At 26.1% G+C, this 14,403-nt stretch carries 16 protein-coding genes; 12 read left to right on the top strand and 4 right to left on the bottom strand.

The genetic code is table 11. The features are described from left to right. Positions 1–27: 27 nt before the first annotated feature. Positions 28–1,572 carry an ABC transporter permease/substrate-binding protein gene (locus tag BQ2505_RS07035; RefSeq protein ID WP_074017057.1) on the top strand — a complete coding sequence of 515 codons (1,545 nt, stop codon included), beginning with the start codon at positions 28–30 and terminating at the stop codon, positions 1,570–1,572. Then, complete coding sequence (locus tag BQ2505_RS07030) at positions 1,569–2,291, top strand: ATP-binding cassette domain-containing protein (RefSeq protein WP_074017056.1); 723 nt, start codon at positions 1,569–1,571, stop codon at positions 2,289–2,291. The genes BQ2505_RS07035 and BQ2505_RS07030 overlap by 4 nt, the downstream gene beginning before the upstream one ends. Positions 2,292–2,541: 250 nt before the next feature. Here the strand turns inward: BQ2505_RS07030 and BQ2505_RS07025 are convergent, their stop codons facing one another. Genes BQ2505_RS07025 through BQ2505_RS07015 form a run of 3 tightly spaced genes read right to left on the bottom strand, consistent with a single transcriptional unit; the run spans position 2,542 to position 4,306 of the window. Continuing rightward, on the bottom strand, positions 2,542–3,279 hold the full coding sequence (locus tag BQ2505_RS07025; protein WP_074017055.1) for an energy transducer TonB: 738 nt from the start codon (positions 3,277–3,279) through the stop codon (positions 2,542–2,544). Positions 3,280–3,287: 8 nt separating this feature from the next. After that, complete coding sequence (locus BQ2505_RS07020) at positions 3,288–3,677, bottom strand: ExbD/TolR family protein (protein WP_074017054.1); 390 nt, start codon at positions 3,675–3,677, stop codon at positions 3,288–3,290. Between the two features lie 2 nt (positions 3,678–3,679). Further along, the gene (locus tag BQ2505_RS07015) at positions 3,680–4,306 is read right to left on the bottom strand and encodes a MotA/TolQ/ExbB proton channel family protein (protein ID WP_074017053.1); all 627 of its coding nucleotides are present in this window, start codon (positions 4,304–4,306) and stop codon (positions 3,680–3,682) included. A gap of 300 nt (positions 4,307–4,606) precedes the next feature. Here BQ2505_RS07015 and cobU point away from each other — a divergent pair, with 300 nt between their 5' ends. From cobU to BQ2505_RS06965, 10 genes are read left to right on the top strand one after another with little or no spacing between them, the layout of a single operon-like run. Beyond that, positions 4,607–5,170, top strand: a complete 564-nt coding sequence (gene cobU / locus BQ2505_RS07010) for a bifunctional adenosylcobinamide kinase/adenosylcobinamide-phosphate guanylyltransferase (RefSeq protein WP_074017052.1) — start codon at positions 4,607–4,609, stop codon at positions 5,168–5,170. Between the two features lie 21 nt (positions 5,171–5,191). Then, on the top strand, positions 5,192–5,983 hold the full coding sequence (gene cobS, locus BQ2505_RS07005) for an adenosylcobinamide-GDP ribazoletransferase (protein ID WP_074017051.1): 792 nt from the start codon (positions 5,192–5,194) through the stop codon (positions 5,981–5,983). 16 nt (positions 5,984–5,999) lie between these two features. Next, on the top strand, positions 6,000–6,575 hold the full coding sequence (locus BQ2505_RS07000; RefSeq protein ID WP_074017050.1) for a histidine phosphatase family protein: 576 nt from the start codon (positions 6,000–6,002) through the stop codon (positions 6,573–6,575). Positions 6,576–6,597: 22 nt separating this feature from the next. Further along, positions 6,598–7,671 (top strand): nicotinate-nucleotide--dimethylbenzimidazole phosphoribosyltransferase, encoded by a 1,074-nt coding sequence (cobT, locus tag BQ2505_RS06995; RefSeq protein WP_074017049.1) that lies wholly within the window; start codon positions 6,598–6,600, stop codon positions 7,669–7,671. Between the two features lie 20 nt (positions 7,672–7,691). Then, positions 7,692–8,396, top strand: coding sequence for a JAB domain-containing protein (locus tag BQ2505_RS06990; protein ID WP_074017048.1), 705 nt, complete (start codon positions 7,692–7,694; stop codon positions 8,394–8,396). A gap of 19 nt (positions 8,397–8,415) precedes the next feature. Continuing rightward, positions 8,416–9,354, top strand: coding sequence for a PSP1 domain-containing protein (locus BQ2505_RS06985; RefSeq protein ID WP_074017047.1), 939 nt, complete (start codon positions 8,416–8,418; stop codon positions 9,352–9,354). Between the two features lies 1 nt (position 9,355). Further along, positions 9,356–10,036 (top strand): tRNA1(Val) (adenine(37)-N6)-methyltransferase, encoded by a 681-nt coding sequence (locus BQ2505_RS06980; protein WP_074017046.1) that lies wholly within the window; start codon positions 9,356–9,358, stop codon positions 10,034–10,036. Then, on the top strand, positions 10,033–11,043 hold the full coding sequence (locus BQ2505_RS06975) for an NAD(P)H-dependent glycerol-3-phosphate dehydrogenase (RefSeq protein WP_074017045.1): 1,011 nt from the start codon (positions 10,033–10,035) through the stop codon (positions 11,041–11,043). Before BQ2505_RS06980 ends, BQ2505_RS06975 begins: the two co-directional genes overlap by 4 nt. 6 nt (positions 11,044–11,049) lie before the next feature. Further along, positions 11,050–11,385 carry a hypothetical protein gene (locus BQ2505_RS06970; RefSeq protein ID WP_074017044.1) on the top strand — a complete coding sequence of 112 codons (336 nt, stop codon included), beginning with the start codon at positions 11,050–11,052 and terminating at the stop codon, positions 11,383–11,385. Between the two features lie 23 nt (positions 11,386–11,408). Continuing rightward, a complete protein-coding gene (locus tag BQ2505_RS06965; RefSeq protein ID WP_074017043.1) occupies positions 11,409–12,992 on the top strand; it encodes an NAD(P)/FAD-dependent oxidoreductase in 1,584 nt (527 codons plus the stop codon). Positions 12,993–13,222: 230 nt separating this feature from the next. Here BQ2505_RS06965 and BQ2505_RS06960 read toward each other — a convergent pair whose 3' ends face one another. Then, positions 13,223–14,371 carry a trans-sulfuration enzyme family protein gene (locus BQ2505_RS06960; protein ID WP_074017042.1) on the bottom strand — a complete coding sequence of 383 codons (1,149 nt, stop codon included), beginning with the start codon at positions 14,369–14,371 and terminating at the stop codon, positions 13,223–13,225. Between the last annotated feature and the right edge of the window lie 32 nt (positions 14,372–14,403).

Below are 14,403 nucleotides of genomic sequence, written 5' to 3'. Positions count from 1 at the left end.
AATAAAAAAATAGAAAGGAGATAGATAATGATAAATCAAGTAATACAATTATTAAAAGAGAATTTTAACTTTTTTCTTAATTTAACAATAGAACATATTTTGATTTCATTACTAGCTATAACCATTGCTAGTTTATTGGGTATTATCTTAGGAATAATAATTAGTGAATATAGGAAGTTTTCAGGTTTGATATTGGGAACTGTTAATATACTTTATACTATACCCTCAATAGCACTATTAGGATTTTTTATTACTATCACAGGAGTTGGAAATACAACGGCACTTATTGCTTTAATAATATATGCACTTTTGCCAATAATAAGAAGTACGTATACAGGGATTATAACTATAAATCCCCTAATAATAGAAGCATCTGAAGGAATGGGAAGTACAAAATTACAACAACTATTCAAGGTTAAATTGCCATTAGCATTACCAGTTTTGATGTCAGGTATTAGAAATATGGTTACAATGACGATAGCACTTGCAGGTATAGCTTCATTTGTTGGAGCAGGAGGCTTAGGAGTTGCAATTTATAGAGGAATAACAACTAATAATTCAGCTATGACTTTTCTAGGGAGTTTACTTATAGCAATTTTAGCTTTAATTTTTGATTTTATATTGGGACTTATAGAAAAAAGAATGACTAATCATAAAAGAGTAAAATATAAAATAAATCTAAAATTAATAATTTTAGGACTTTTTATAATTATATTTGGACTATATTTTTCTTTAAATTCAAAGAAAGAAAAAATTATAAATATTGCAACAAAACCTATGACAGAGGGCTATATTTTAGGTCAAATGCTAACTGAACTTATTGAACAAGATACAAATTTAAAAGTTAATATCACAAATGGAGTTGGTGGTGGAACTTCTAATATACACCCTGCAATAGTTAAGGGAGAGTTTGATTTGTATCCTGAATACACAGGAACTTCTTGGGAGACTGTACTAAAAAAAGATGAAGCATATAATGAAAGTAAATTCGGAGAGCTTCAAAAAGAGTATAGAGAAAAATTTAATCTTCAATGGACAAATTTATACGGTTTTAATAATACTTATGGTTTAGCAGTAAATAAGGATATAGCAGAAAAATATAAATTAAAAACATATAGTGATTTAGCAAAAGTCTCAAATGACTTAATTTTTGGAGCAGAATATGATTTTTTTGAAAGAGAAGATGGCTATAAAGAATTAGAAAAAGTATATAATATGAATTTTAAAAAACAAATAGATATGGATATAGGACTTAAATATCAGGCCATGAAAGAAAAGAAAATTGATGTTATGGTAATATTTACAACAGATGGTCAACTCGCAATATCTGATGTAATAGTTTTAGAAGATGATAAAAAGATGTACCCGTCATATAGGGCAGGAACAGTTGTAAGAAGTGAGATTTTATCTGAATATCCAGAGTTAAAACCAGTTTTAGAAAAATTAAATAATATTTTAGATGATAAAAAAATGGCAGATTTAAATTATCAAGTTGAAAGTAAAGGAAAGAAACCAGAAGATGTAGCAAGAGAATATTTACAAGAAAAAGGTTTATTGGAGGTGAAACAATGATAGAATTTAAAAATATTAGTAAGAATTATGGAAAACAAGAAGTAATAAAAGATTTTAATTTAACTATTGAATGTGGAACATTTTTAACTATCATAGGTTCATCAGGCTCTGGGAAAACAACAATTTTAAAGATGATAAATGGTCTTATAAAAGCAGACAAGGGAGAAATTTTAATAAATAATAAGAATATTCAAGATGAAGATTTAATAGAACTTAGAAGAAAAATAGGTTATGTAATTCAAGGGAATATTTTATTTCCACATTTAACAGTTTTTGATAATATTGCTTATGTGTTAAATTTAAAAAAATATGATAAAAAGGAAATTGAAAAAATTGTAGATGAAAAAATGGATATGTTAAATCTTTCAAGAAATTTAAAAGATAGATTACCAGATGAGTTATCAGGTGGTCAACAACAGAGAGTTGGAATAGCAAGAGCCTTGGTAGCAAATCCTGATATAATATTAATGGACGAGCCTTTTGGAGCAGTAGATGCTATAACAAGATATCAATTACAGAAAGATTTAAAAGAATTACATAAAAAGACAGAGTCAACCATTGTCTTTATAACTCATGACATAACAGAGGCTTTAAAATTGGGGACAAAGGTTCTAGTGTTGGATAAAGGGAAAATTCAACAATATGATATACCTAAAAATATTTGTTCTAATCCTAAAAATGAATTTGTTAAGCAATTATTAAAAATGGCGGAGATGTAAAAGAAGATAAGTAAAGAGATTTAGTTAAACTTCTAAATGAATATATTAGTTTATAGAGCTTTTTGAACTTAAAAAACCAATATGTAGGAAAGTATAAATTTAAATAGTAAAAAAATTAGTCTCTGACGTCCGTATTAGTCTAAGAGCCTGTGTTCATTCAGTTCATAGAACTCATACGGTTGTCAAGAGACTTTTTTATAACAAAATATTAATATATTTTATAATTTAATTAATCATTAGAAAAGTTTAATTATCGAGGATTAAAAACAAAATCTTTAACAAAATAAACTTTAATATTTTTACCATTATGATATATTGGTTTAAAACGCCATTTTCTAATAGCTTTCATAACTTCTGCATCAAAGCCTAAATCTTTATGTGATTTTACGATTTCAGTTTTCTCTATGTTTCCTTTTAAACCAACTAAAAACTTGACAGTAACAGTAACTTTTTGAGAGTAGCCTATATTTTCAGCTTGTTCTGGATAATCAGGCTCAACTTCATTTAAAATTTGGTAATTAATTCCTTTAGAGCTTAGAGCTATATACCCTCCATCCCCATCTGAAATAAAATTGGAACCAAAACCTCCATTACTATCAGAAGAACCAGAACCACTTCCAGTAGAAGAAGCTCCAGAGTTTTCATTAGTAGAAGCAGGCTGACTAGTAGTATTTTCTTCATGTTTCATATCTTTTGCATTTTTATTTGAAATATTACTTTCAATTTCTTTTTCAATTTTTTTAGGTTCTTTAGTTTCTTCAACTTTTTTGATTTCTTGATTTTTAGGTTTAGGTTTTTCAGCTTGTTCTTCATGTTCTTTATCAGCTAGAACATTCGATCCTGGATTAGCAGAAACATTTTTTGCAACAAATGTTATCGGAACCACAGGATTTAACTTCTCATTTTCAAAATCATTCAATTGCATAAAACCAAATCCAAAAATAAAAAATAAGTGAATTGCAAGAGATATTAAAATATATTTTTTCATAATACCTCCTATTCATAGAAATTTAAACCTAAATTATCTACACCATTTTCTTTTATTTTTGTTACAACATCCATAATAATTTGGTATTTTAATTCTTTATCTGCAGAAACTGTTGCTTCTTTAGCTGTTTTTAAATATCCATCTAATTCATCAAAGTTTACAGGATTTATTTTACCATTATCAGATACAAAATATTTTCCATCTTTATCTATAATAATTTCAATACTTTTATTTTTTTCAGTTTGTTGAATTGTAGAGCTTGGTAAATCTATTTGAACAGAACCAAAATTATTAAAAGTTGTAGTTACCATGAAGAATATAATTAAAAGGAATACAACATCTATAAGTGGTGTCAAATCAGGTTTAGCTGAAGATCTACTTTTTCTATATTTACTCATAATTATCTCCCAAACATTAATATATTAATTATACTAGTGGCAATATCATCTATTTCATTTTCCATTTTTTCCAATCTTCTATTTAGATAACTATGGAAAACTATTACTGGAATAGCAATGATAAGACCAGCTGCAGTTGTTAAAAGAGCTTCAGCTATACCATCAGCAACTATTGTTGCATCACCAGAACCGAATTTAGAAATGTTTGTAAATGCCTTTATCATACCAGTAACAGTACCTAAAAGTCCAAGCATAGGAGAAATATTTATTATACTTGATAAACAGTTTAATTTACTTTCAAAAGGAGCAGTCTCTGTTATGACAATTTCTTTTAGAATATACTCATAATATTGAACTTCAGTTGATTCTTTATTTAAATTTTTAACTTTTTGTATAAATCTTTTAATAGCACTAGACACACAACTTTTTTTTGTATCACAAAGATTCTCAGCTTCTAAAAATTTTTTTTCAGAAATTAAATTGATAATATCATCTTTAAAAGTTTTTCCAACACCTTTTTCATTCTTACTGAAAAATACTAATCTTTCTAAAACTACTGCAAATGCTCCAATTGATATAAGTACTAGTACCCATAAAATTGAACCTCCAACTTCTAAATAATGTAACATATAACCTCCTAAATAAAATAAAATTTGATAATCAACCTAAAAGTACACCATATTATTTTATAAGTCAAGTAATTTATTTTAAAAATATTTTTAAAATTAAATAATATATAAATAATATAAATAAAGTCTCTTGATAGCCGTATGAGTTCTACGAGCTCAATAAACACAGGCTCTTCGAACTAATACGGTATCAGAAACTATTTTTTTTATTTAATTTTATACTTTAAAAATAGTATTTTTTATATTCTTAAAAAATATGGTATAATAAATAAAATATTATAACTTTTTTTAAGGAGAAAAATGGGAAAAATTATATTTTTTACTGGTGGAGCAAGGAGTGGTAAAAGTAAGTTTGCTGAAGAATATATAAAAGAAAAAAAATATGAAAAAAAAATCTATTTTGCAACAGCAATTCCTTTTGATGAAGAAATGAAAGATAGAGTAAAAAAACATATTGAAAGAAGAGGAGAAAGTTGGATAACAATAGAAGCATATAAAAATTTGGTTTCAAATTTAGATAAATATATTTTAGAAGCTCAAGTAATTTTATTTGATTGCATAACAAATTTTGTTACGAATTTTATGATAATGGATAGAGAAGTAGATTGGGACAATGTGAATATAGATGTCGTAAATAAAATAGAAACTGAAATTGTGGTTGAAATAACAAAATTTTTAGAATATTTAAAATCAAAAGAAATAGACTGTGTATTTGTAACAAATGAAGTTGGTTTTGGACTTGTTCCAGAGTATCCTTTGGGTAGATATTTTAGAGATATCTGTGGAAGAATAAATCAAATTGTAGCTAGTTATTCAGATGAAGCATATTTAGCTATATCTGGAATTAAAGTAAAAATAAAATAAAAAAATAATAGGAGGAATATAATGAAAGGCTTTTTATTACTTTTGTCATTTATGACAAGATTACCTATGCCTAATTTAAAATATGAGGAAGAAAAATTAGGAAAATCAATGAAATTTTTTCCATTAGTAGGAATAATAATAGGATTTATATTATTAGTTTTTACATTGGGAATTTCATATTTATCAAAAAATTTAACAGTATCGGTATTACCATTAACAGTTATTGTAATAATATTAGTTGATATTGTAATAACTGGGGGCTTACATCTTGATGGATTAGCAGATACTTTTGATGGGATTTTTAGTTACAGAAGTAAACAAAAAATGCTAGAAATAATGAAAGATTCTAGAATAGGAAGTAATGGAGTTTTAGCACTTATTCTTTATTTTTTAATAAAATTTGTGTTATTATTTTCAATTGCAAGTGAATATGGTGGAGAATACTTAATGTTTGCTGTATTAACTTATCCAGTTGCATCTAGACTATGTAGCGTTGTTAGTTGTGCCTCTGCACCTTATGCAAGAGCAACAGGAATGGGGAAAATGTTTGCTGATAATACAAAGTTATTTGATGTTATTATTGCTTTTATTTTAACAGTGGCTTATATTTTTGTCTCTTTGATTGATAAAAAAATTATGCTAATAAATTTTATTATAATTTTAATATTAATTTTTATATCTTATGGTTTTTCAAAATTAATTGAAAGAAAAATTGGAGGAATAACTGGAGATACTTTAGGAGCTTTAGTTGAACTTACATCTCTTTTATATTTATTTTTAATATTGTATCTTCCTTCTTTTTTCCTTTATTAAATATTAGGAGTAAAAAATGGGGAAATTAATATTGGTAAGACATGGTCAAACTGAATTGAATTATAATAAAGTTTTTTTTGGTAAATTAAACCCATCTTTAAATGAACTAGGAATAGAACAAGCAAATATGGCTAAGAAAAAACTTTTAAATATTTCTTACGATAATATTTATTCAAGTCCGTTAAAAAGAGCAAAAGAAACTGCTGAAATCTGTAATCATTTAAAAAAAGATATAATTTTTGATAAGGATATAGAGGAGCTTAATTTTGGAATTTTTGAAGGACTAACATATGAAGAAATTTTAGCAAAATATCCGGAAGAAGCTAAACTTATGGAAAAAGATTGGAAAAATTTTAATTATAAAACAGGAGAAAGTCCTTTTCAAATGTATGAAAGGGTAATTTCATTTTTAAAAAGATTAGATTTTTCAAAAGATAATTTGGTTGTTGCTCATTGGGGAATCATAAACTCAATATTAGCTTATTTAATAGCTGGGAATATGGATGTTTATTGGAAATTTGATATAAAAAATGGTTCAGTTGTAGTGCTTGAAGGTAATTTAGATTTTTGTTATCTTACAAGATTAGATTAAATAATTTTAGAAAGTGGATAATATGAAAATAGAACTTAAAACAAAAAAAGATTTATTTGATTTAACTAATAGTATAGAAAAGGTAAATTTAGAAAATATAAAGAAAGCTCAAAATGAATTAAATAGAAAAATGAAACCAGCAGGAAGTTTGGGAATATTGGAAGAAATATGTAAAAAAATAGCTGGAATATATGGGTATCCATTAAAAAAAGTAGAAAAAAAATGCCATATTGTTGCAGCAGCTGACAATGGAGTTATAGAGGAAGGAGTTTCTTCATGTCCTATAGAGTATACAGCTATTGTTTCAGAAGCTATGCTTAATAAAATTGCAGCAATAGGAATATTTACAAATCAATTAAATATAGAATTTAATTTAATCGATGTAGGAATAAAAAATGATATAAAAGGAACTTACCCTAATTTTTTTAATAAGAAAATAAGAAGAGGAACTAATAATTTTTATAAAGAAAAAGCTATGTCTGAAGAAGAATGTTTACAAGCAATTTTTATAGGAATAGACATTATTTATAAAAAAGCAAAAGAATTCGATATTTTTTCAAATGGAGAAATGGGAATAGCTAATACTACTACAAGTTCAGCTCTTTTATATTCAATATTAAAAGAAAATATAGATGAAGTTGTAGGACTTGGTGGTGGACTTAGTCAAGAAGGATTAAATAAAAAGAAAAAAGTTATTAAAGAAGCCTGTGAAAAATATAATACTTTCGATATGGATATTGTAGATATGATTTCATCAGTTGGAGGTCTAGATATAGCTTGTATGGTAGGAATGTATATAGGTTGTGCATTAAATAAAAAATTAATGTTAGTTGATGGTTTTATATCATCTGTTGCAGCTTTACTTGCTTGTAAAATAAATCCATTAATACAAGATTACTTGTTATTTACTCACAAAAGTGAAGAACCGGGTGTAAATTTAATTTTAAATCATCTTAATGAAAAAGTATTTTTAAATATGAATATGAGATTAGGAGAAGGAACAGGAGCAGTATTTGCTTATCCTATGATAGAATGTGCTATAGAAATGATTAATACAATGAAATCTCCTGAAGAGGTGTATAAGTTATTTAATTAATTGATAATATAGGTGATAATATGGATGAGAATATTAACTTGGGACATAGAAATAGAATAAGACAAAAATTTTTAGAAAATGGAATAAAAACATTTTTGGACTATGAAATTTTAGAATTATTATTGACATATAGTATACCTAGAAAAGATACAAAAGTTATTGCAAAAGAGCTAATAAAAAAATATAAAACTGTTAATGCAGTTTTAAAAGCAGACTACAATGATATAAAAAGTTTGAATATTAAGGGATTAGGAGAAAATTCAATAACTTTTTTAAAATTAATAGGAGATGTTTCAACTGTTTTATATGAACAAAGTATAAAAGAAAAACCGGTTGAATACTCATCAGAAGAAAAAATTTTAAATAAAGATATGTTATTAAAATATTTAAGAAGTAAAATAGCTTTTGGAAATATAGAAAAATTTTATGTAATTTATCTATCGAGCTCTAATGAAGTAATAAAATTTGAGGAAAATTCATCAGGAACTTTAGATAGAAGTTCTGTTTATCCTAGAGAGATATATAAAAATGTGATAAAATTAAATGCTAAGTCAATAATTTTAGCTCATAATCATCCATCAGGTAATATCAATCCCTCAAAATCTGATATAGATTTAACTAATGAGATTGCAAAGGGATTAAAAAATTTTGGTGCAATATTAATAGAGCATATTATTATAACAAAAAATTCTTATTTTAGTTTTTTAGAAGAAGGATTAATATAGATTGGAGAAAAAATAATAAATGGAAAATATTATAGAAGAGAATTTAACAGAAAAAGAAGTAATTATAAGTACGGATCCTGAGAGATTACATAAAGTTCTTGTAGTAACCTTTGAAATCACAAAAAAGAGATATTATTTTGAGGTATTAGGAGAAGAAAAATATAAAAAAAATGATAAGGTTATTGTTGAAACTATAAGAGGTAAAGAAATAGGTATAGCTTCAAGTAATCCGATTATGATGAAGGAAAAAGATTTAGTCTTACCTTTAAAACCAGTTTTAAAGCTTGCAAGTGATAAAGAAGTTGAAACTTATATAGAACAAAAATTAGAAGCTGAGGAAGCTTTTAAGATTTGTAAAGAAAAAATATCAAAACATCAACTTGAAATGAAATTGATAACAAGTGAATATACTTTTGATAAATCAAAGTTGATTTTCTATTTTACTGCTAATGGAAGAATAGATTTTAGAGAACTTGTAAAGGATTTAGCCCTAATTTTTAGAACAAGAATAGAATTAAGACAAATAGGTGTTAGAGATGAAGCTAGAATATTAGGAAATATAGGACCTTGTGGTAAAGAGCTTTGTTGTAAAACTTTTATAAATAGATTTGATTCTGTATCTGTAAAAATGGCTAGAGATCAAGGGCTAGTTATAAATCCTACAAAAATATCAGGAGTTTGTGGAAGACTTCTATGTTGTATAAATTATGAATATGCTCAATATGAAGAAGCATTAAAAGACTTTCCGGCTGTAAATCAAAGTGTTGGAACTCAGATGGGAGAAGGGAAAGTAGTTAGTATTAGTCCTCTTAATGGTTTTCTTTATATAGATGTACAAGATAAGGGAATTTCAAGGTTTAATATAGAAGATATCAAATTTAATAGAAAAGAAGCTAGTATTTTAAAAAATATGAAATCAAAAGAAGAAATTGAAAATAGAATTTTAGAGAAAGAATAAAATGCTAAGAGAAGATGAGATTTTAGAAGATTTAGATGGGAAAAAAATTATTCAAAAAAAAGATGGTTTTAAATTTGGAATAGATACGGTAGTATTATTTAAGTTAGCTGAGAAATCTATTAATAAAAGTAATTCAAAAATATTAGATATTGGAACAGGGAATGGAGTATTACCTCTGTTTTTATCTGAAAATAAATATTTGAATGAAATAATTGGAATTGATATTCAAGGAGAAAATATAGAGAGAGCTAAGAAAAATTTAAAAATAAATAATATAGAAAAAAATATAACTTTTGAATATTTAGATGTAAAAGAATACAAAAAAGGAAATTATTTTGACTATGTAATATCCAATCCACCTTATATGGAATTAAATGGGAAAAAAATAAACGATAATTTACACAGAGCAATTTCAAGACACGAAATTCAACTAAACTTAGATGAATTTATATCTTTGGCAAAAAAATTTTTAAAGCCAATTGGGACATTGTTTTTTGTTCATAGAACACATAGACTCGTTGAAATTATAAAAAAGTTAGATGAATATAATTTTTCAATAAAAAAGATAGTATTCATTTATCCTGAAAAAAGTATATCATCTATTATGTTTGTTGAAGCTGTAAAAGGAAAAAAAGTAAAATTGGAAGTAGAGAATTACTATATATCGGAGGAAAACTCATGACAAAAATTGCAGTTATTGGTTCAGGTGGATGGGGAATAGCTTTAGCTATTTTATTAAATACTAACGGACATAAAATTACTATTTGGTCTTATGATAAAAAAGAAGTAGAAGAATTGAAAGAAATTAGAGAAAATAAGACTAAATTACCTAATATAAAGATACCAGAAGAAATTTTTATAACACATAATTTAGAAGAGGCTATTAAAGATAAAAATATAGTTATTCTAGCTGTTCCATCATCTGCTATAAGAAAAATATCAAGTAATATAAAAGATTTAATTAATGATGAGCAAATTATATTAAATGTATCTAAAGGATTAGAAGAACATACTTTAAATACTATGACTGATATCATAGAAGAAGAAATACAAAAATCCAATGTTAAAGTAGCAGTTTTATCAGGACCAAGTCATGCTGAAGAAGTTGGAAGAGGGATACCTACGACATGTGTTGTATCTTCACATGATAAAAAAACAGTAGAATATTTACAGAATATTTTTATGAATCAAAATTTTAGAGTTTATACAAGCCAAGATACGAGGGGAATAGAAATAGGTGGAGCATTAAAAAATGTTATAGCTTTAGCTGCAGGAATAGCAGATGGACTGGGATATGGTGACAACACAAAAGCAGCCTTAATAACAAGAGGAATAAAAGAAATTTCTATCCTAGGAGTTGCTATGGGAGGAGATTTGTCAACTTTTTATGGATTAACAGGTCTAGGGGATTTAATCGTAACTTGTGCTAGTTTACATAGTCGTAATAGAAAAGCTGGAATTTTATTAGGAAAAGGCTACAAATTGGAAGATGCAATAAAAGAAGTTAATATGGTTGTTGAAGGTGTTTATAGTGCTAAAGCGGCATATGAAGCTGCTAAGAAGTATAATGTAGAAATGCCTATCATTGAACAAATTTATGAGGTTCTTTTTGAAAATAAAAATGCAAAAGAAGCTGTAAATGAACTTATGTTAAGAGATAAAAAAATAGAAATGAATCTTTGGAAGTAGGGGAAAATGAGAAAAATTTTATATGTTTTTGTATTAACAGCATTTTTTAATGCTTGTTCTTTTTTAAATAATATAGATGATAATACACCTATAAAAGAAATTGAAGAAAAATTACAGTTAAAATACGAAGTTTTATCAGATGAATATTTTAAAATATTAGAAAATCCAATAAATGATAAGGATAGAAAAAATATTTTAGAAAAATTTGAAAAAATGAAAAATGAAACACAAAAAATAAAAAATTCTAGAAAAAATATAAAAATTGAAGAATTAAAAGTATTTAATTCATATATTGATAAAATTAATCTTAATATTCAGTATTTAAATGATTTAGCTGATTAAGATAATTAGAAAAGGTAATTAGAATGAAAATAAATATTAATAATATAATAGTTTCTATAAATAAAGATCAAAATAAAGAAATATATATGGAACTTGAAAAAAATGGAATAAATAAAAATAATATTGAAAGTTTGAAGTATCTAAAAAAATCTATAGATAGCAGAAATAAGAGAGATATAAAATTTATTTATACTTTAGAAATTGATTTAAAAAAAGATATAAATATTGAGAAATATAAAAAACTTTCTATTGCACAAGAAGAAATATACGATAAAAGGTTACCACTTTATCCAAAAAGAGAAATAGCAGTTGTAGGAACAGGACCAGCTGGACTTTTTTCTGCATTAAGACTTGCTGAATATGGATATATTCCCATTGTTTTTGAAAGAGGAGAAGAAGTAGATAAAAGAAACAAAACAACAGCCAATTTTATAAAAACTGGAATATTAAATCCTAATTCAAATATACAATTTGGAGAAGGTGGAGCAGGGACATATTCAGATGGTAAATTAAATACTAGAATAAAAAGTGAATATATAGAAAAAGTCTTTAAAGATTTAATCGATTGCGGTGCTCAAGAAGAAATTTTTTGGAATTATAAACCTCATATTGGAACTGATGTATTAAGAACTGTAGTAAAAAATTTGAGAGAAAAGATTAAGTCTATGGGTGGAAAATTTTATTTTAATTCTTTGGTAGAAGATATTGAAGTATTAAATTCAGAATTAGTAGGATTAAAAATTTTAGATGTAAATACTAATAATAGCTATACTTATCCAATAGATAAGGCCATTTTTGCAATAGGCCATTCTTCTAGAGATACTTATAAAATGTTATATAAAAGAGGAGTTGCAATAGAAAATAAGCCTTTTGCTATAGGAGTTAGAATAGAACATTTTAGAGAAGATATTGATAAAATGCAATATGGAGAAGCTGTGAAAAATCCTCTTTTAGAAGCTGCAACTTATAATATGGCTTTTAACAATAAAAAAGAAACTAGAGGAACTTTTTCATTTTGTATGTGTCCTGGTGGAGAAATAGTTAATGCCACTTCTGAAATTGGAGGCTCATTGGTAAATGGTATGAGCTATTCAACAAGAAATGGGAAATTTTCAAATTCTGCAATAGTAGTTGGAATCTCTGAAAAAGATTATGGAAATCAAATTTTTTCTGGAATGCATTTACAAGAAGAAATTGAAAAAAGAAATTATGAAATCGTTGGTAAATACGGAGCTATTTACCAAAATATTATAGATTTTATGAAAAATAAAAAGACTAGTTTTGAAATAGAAAGTAGTTATAAAATGGAACTATGTTCATATAATATGAATGAATTTTTTCCTGATTATATTACAAGAAATTTACAAACAGCTTTTGAAAATTGGAGTAAAAATAATTTATTTATTTCAAGAAGAGTTAATCTTATAGGTCCAGAAACTAGAACATCAGCTCCAGTAAAAATATTGAGAGATATAAAAGGAGAATCTATAAGTATAAAAGGACTTTTTCCAATAGGAGAAGGGGCAGGTTATGCTGGTGGAATAATGAGTGCTGCAGTTGATGGTATAAAAATTGTAGATTTATCTTTTACAAAAAAAATAAGTTGAATTTAAAATAAATAAGGTCTTTGGATAGCCGTATGAGTTCTACGAGCTCAATAAAACAGGCTCAATATTATATTAATATGTTAAACTTAATTAAGTAATTTTAATCATAGAAGAATAAAATTTACAGAAAAAAGTTCACAGCCTCGAGACTAATTTTCTAATTAAATTTATACTTTTAGAATATAAAAAATCCTTGACAGCAGATATCAAGGATTTTTTTTTATAGAGAATTAATCATTTATAGCTTGGTTTAAATCTTTTATTAAATCTTCAACATCTTCTATTCCAACAGATAATCTTAATAAGCATTCATTTATACCTCTAGATAATCTTTCATCCATAGGAACATCAGCATGTGTTTGATACATAGGATAAGTTATTAGACTTTCAATTCCACCTAAACTTTCAGCAAACTTTATTATTTTTACATCTTTTAGTATTTTTTTTGCTCTATCTGGACTATCTACATGAAAAGATACCATTCCACCAAAGCCCTTGCTTTGTTTTTTAGAAATTTCTATTGATGGATGTTCTGCCAAACCTGTATAGTAAACATTTTTAACAGCTTTTTGAGTTTTCAACCATTCAGCTATTTTAGTAGCATTTTTTTGATGTTGTTCCATTCTTATATGTAAAGTTTTTATACCTCTTAATACAAGCCAAGAATCAAATGGTGCTAAACAAGCTCCTGTTGTTTTATAAATATATCTTATTTTTTCTTTAAGTTCTTCAGAGTTTGTAACTAAAAATCCAGCTAAAGTGTCATTATGACCAGCTAAATATTTTGTCCCACTATGAACAACTACATCTGCACCTAAGTCAAGAGGTTTTTGAAAATAAGGGGTTAAAAAAGTATTGTCTACAACTAATATACAGTTATTTTCCTTTGCTATTTTAGCTACTTCCTGTAAATCTGTAACTTTCATCATTGGATTTGTTGGAGTTTCAATGTATATCATTTTTGTATTTTTATTGATGGCATTTTTTACATTTTCAATGTTATCACTTTCAATAAAAGTTGTAGAAAGGCCATTTTTTTTAGAAATATTTTCCAATAATCTAATAGTTCCCCCGTATAAATCATCAGTTGCAACAATATGATCTCCTGGAGATAATATTTCTATTAAGGTTGTGACAGCTGCCATTCCAGTGCTAAATGCTACAGCATCTATTCCATTTTCTAAGTCACAAACTACTCTTTCTAATTCTTCTCTTGTCGGATTTTGTAATCTTGAATAATCAAAACCTGTCGATTGTCCAAATGCTGGATGTTCAAAAGTTGCTGATTGATATATAGGACAGCTAATTGCTCCTGTATTATCTATATTTCTTCTATCTTTTTGTCCATGAACACAAATAGTTCCAATTTGTTTTTCCATTTTTCCACCTCTATATTAATGATATGTTTTAT

The sequence above is a fragment of the Fusobacterium massiliense genome (assembly GCF_900095705.1).
Taxonomy (GTDB): domain Bacteria; phylum Fusobacteriota; class Fusobacteriia; order Fusobacteriales; family Fusobacteriaceae; genus Fusobacterium; species Fusobacterium massiliense.
The sequence above is the reverse complement of the archived record's forward strand: the minus strand, read 5'-3'. Positions and strand labels throughout refer to the sequence as shown.

Bases quoted from the DNA above. Each gene is read 5' to 3' on its own strand.
- BQ2505_RS07035 (WP_074017057.1), top strand. From the start codon at position 28: ATGATAAATCAAGTAATACAATTATTAAAAGAGAATTTTAACTTTTTT.
- BQ2505_RS07030 (WP_074017056.1), top strand. From the start codon at position 1,569: ATGATAGAATTTAAAAATATTAGTAAGAATTATGGAAAACAAGAAGTA.
- BQ2505_RS07025 (WP_074017055.1), bottom strand. From the start codon at position 3,279: ATGAAAAAATATATTTTAATATCTCTTGCAATTCACTTATTTTTTATT.
- BQ2505_RS07020 (WP_074017054.1), bottom strand. From the start codon at position 3,677: ATGAGTAAATATAGAAAAAGTAGATCTTCAGCTAAACCTGATTTGACA.
- BQ2505_RS07015 (WP_074017053.1), bottom strand. From the start codon at position 4,306: ATGTTACATTATTTAGAAGTTGGAGGTTCAATTTTATGGGTACTAGTA.
- cobU (WP_074017052.1), top strand. From the start codon at position 4,607: ATGGGAAAAATTATATTTTTTACTGGTGGAGCAAGGAGTGGTAAAAGT.
- cobS (WP_074017051.1), top strand. From the start codon at position 5,192: ATGAAAGGCTTTTTATTACTTTTGTCATTTATGACAAGATTACCTATG.
- BQ2505_RS07000 (WP_074017050.1), top strand. From the start codon at position 6,000: ATGGGGAAATTAATATTGGTAAGACATGGTCAAACTGAATTGAATTAT.
- cobT (WP_074017049.1), top strand. From the start codon at position 6,598: ATGAAAATAGAACTTAAAACAAAAAAAGATTTATTTGATTTAACTAAT.
- BQ2505_RS06990 (WP_074017048.1), top strand. From the start codon at position 7,692: ATGGATGAGAATATTAACTTGGGACATAGAAATAGAATAAGACAAAAA.
- BQ2505_RS06985 (WP_074017047.1), top strand. From the start codon at position 8,416: ATGGAAAATATTATAGAAGAGAATTTAACAGAAAAAGAAGTAATTATA.
- BQ2505_RS06980 (WP_074017046.1), top strand. From the start codon at position 9,356: ATGCTAAGAGAAGATGAGATTTTAGAAGATTTAGATGGGAAAAAAATT.
- BQ2505_RS06975 (WP_074017045.1), top strand. From the start codon at position 10,033: ATGACAAAAATTGCAGTTATTGGTTCAGGTGGATGGGGAATAGCTTTA.
- BQ2505_RS06970 (WP_074017044.1), top strand. From the start codon at position 11,050: ATGAGAAAAATTTTATATGTTTTTGTATTAACAGCATTTTTTAATGCT.
- BQ2505_RS06965 (WP_074017043.1), top strand. From the start codon at position 11,409: ATGAAAATAAATATTAATAATATAATAGTTTCTATAAATAAAGATCAA.
- BQ2505_RS06960 (WP_074017042.1), bottom strand. From the start codon at position 14,371: ATGGAAAAACAAATTGGAACTATTTGTGTTCATGGACAAAAAGATAGA.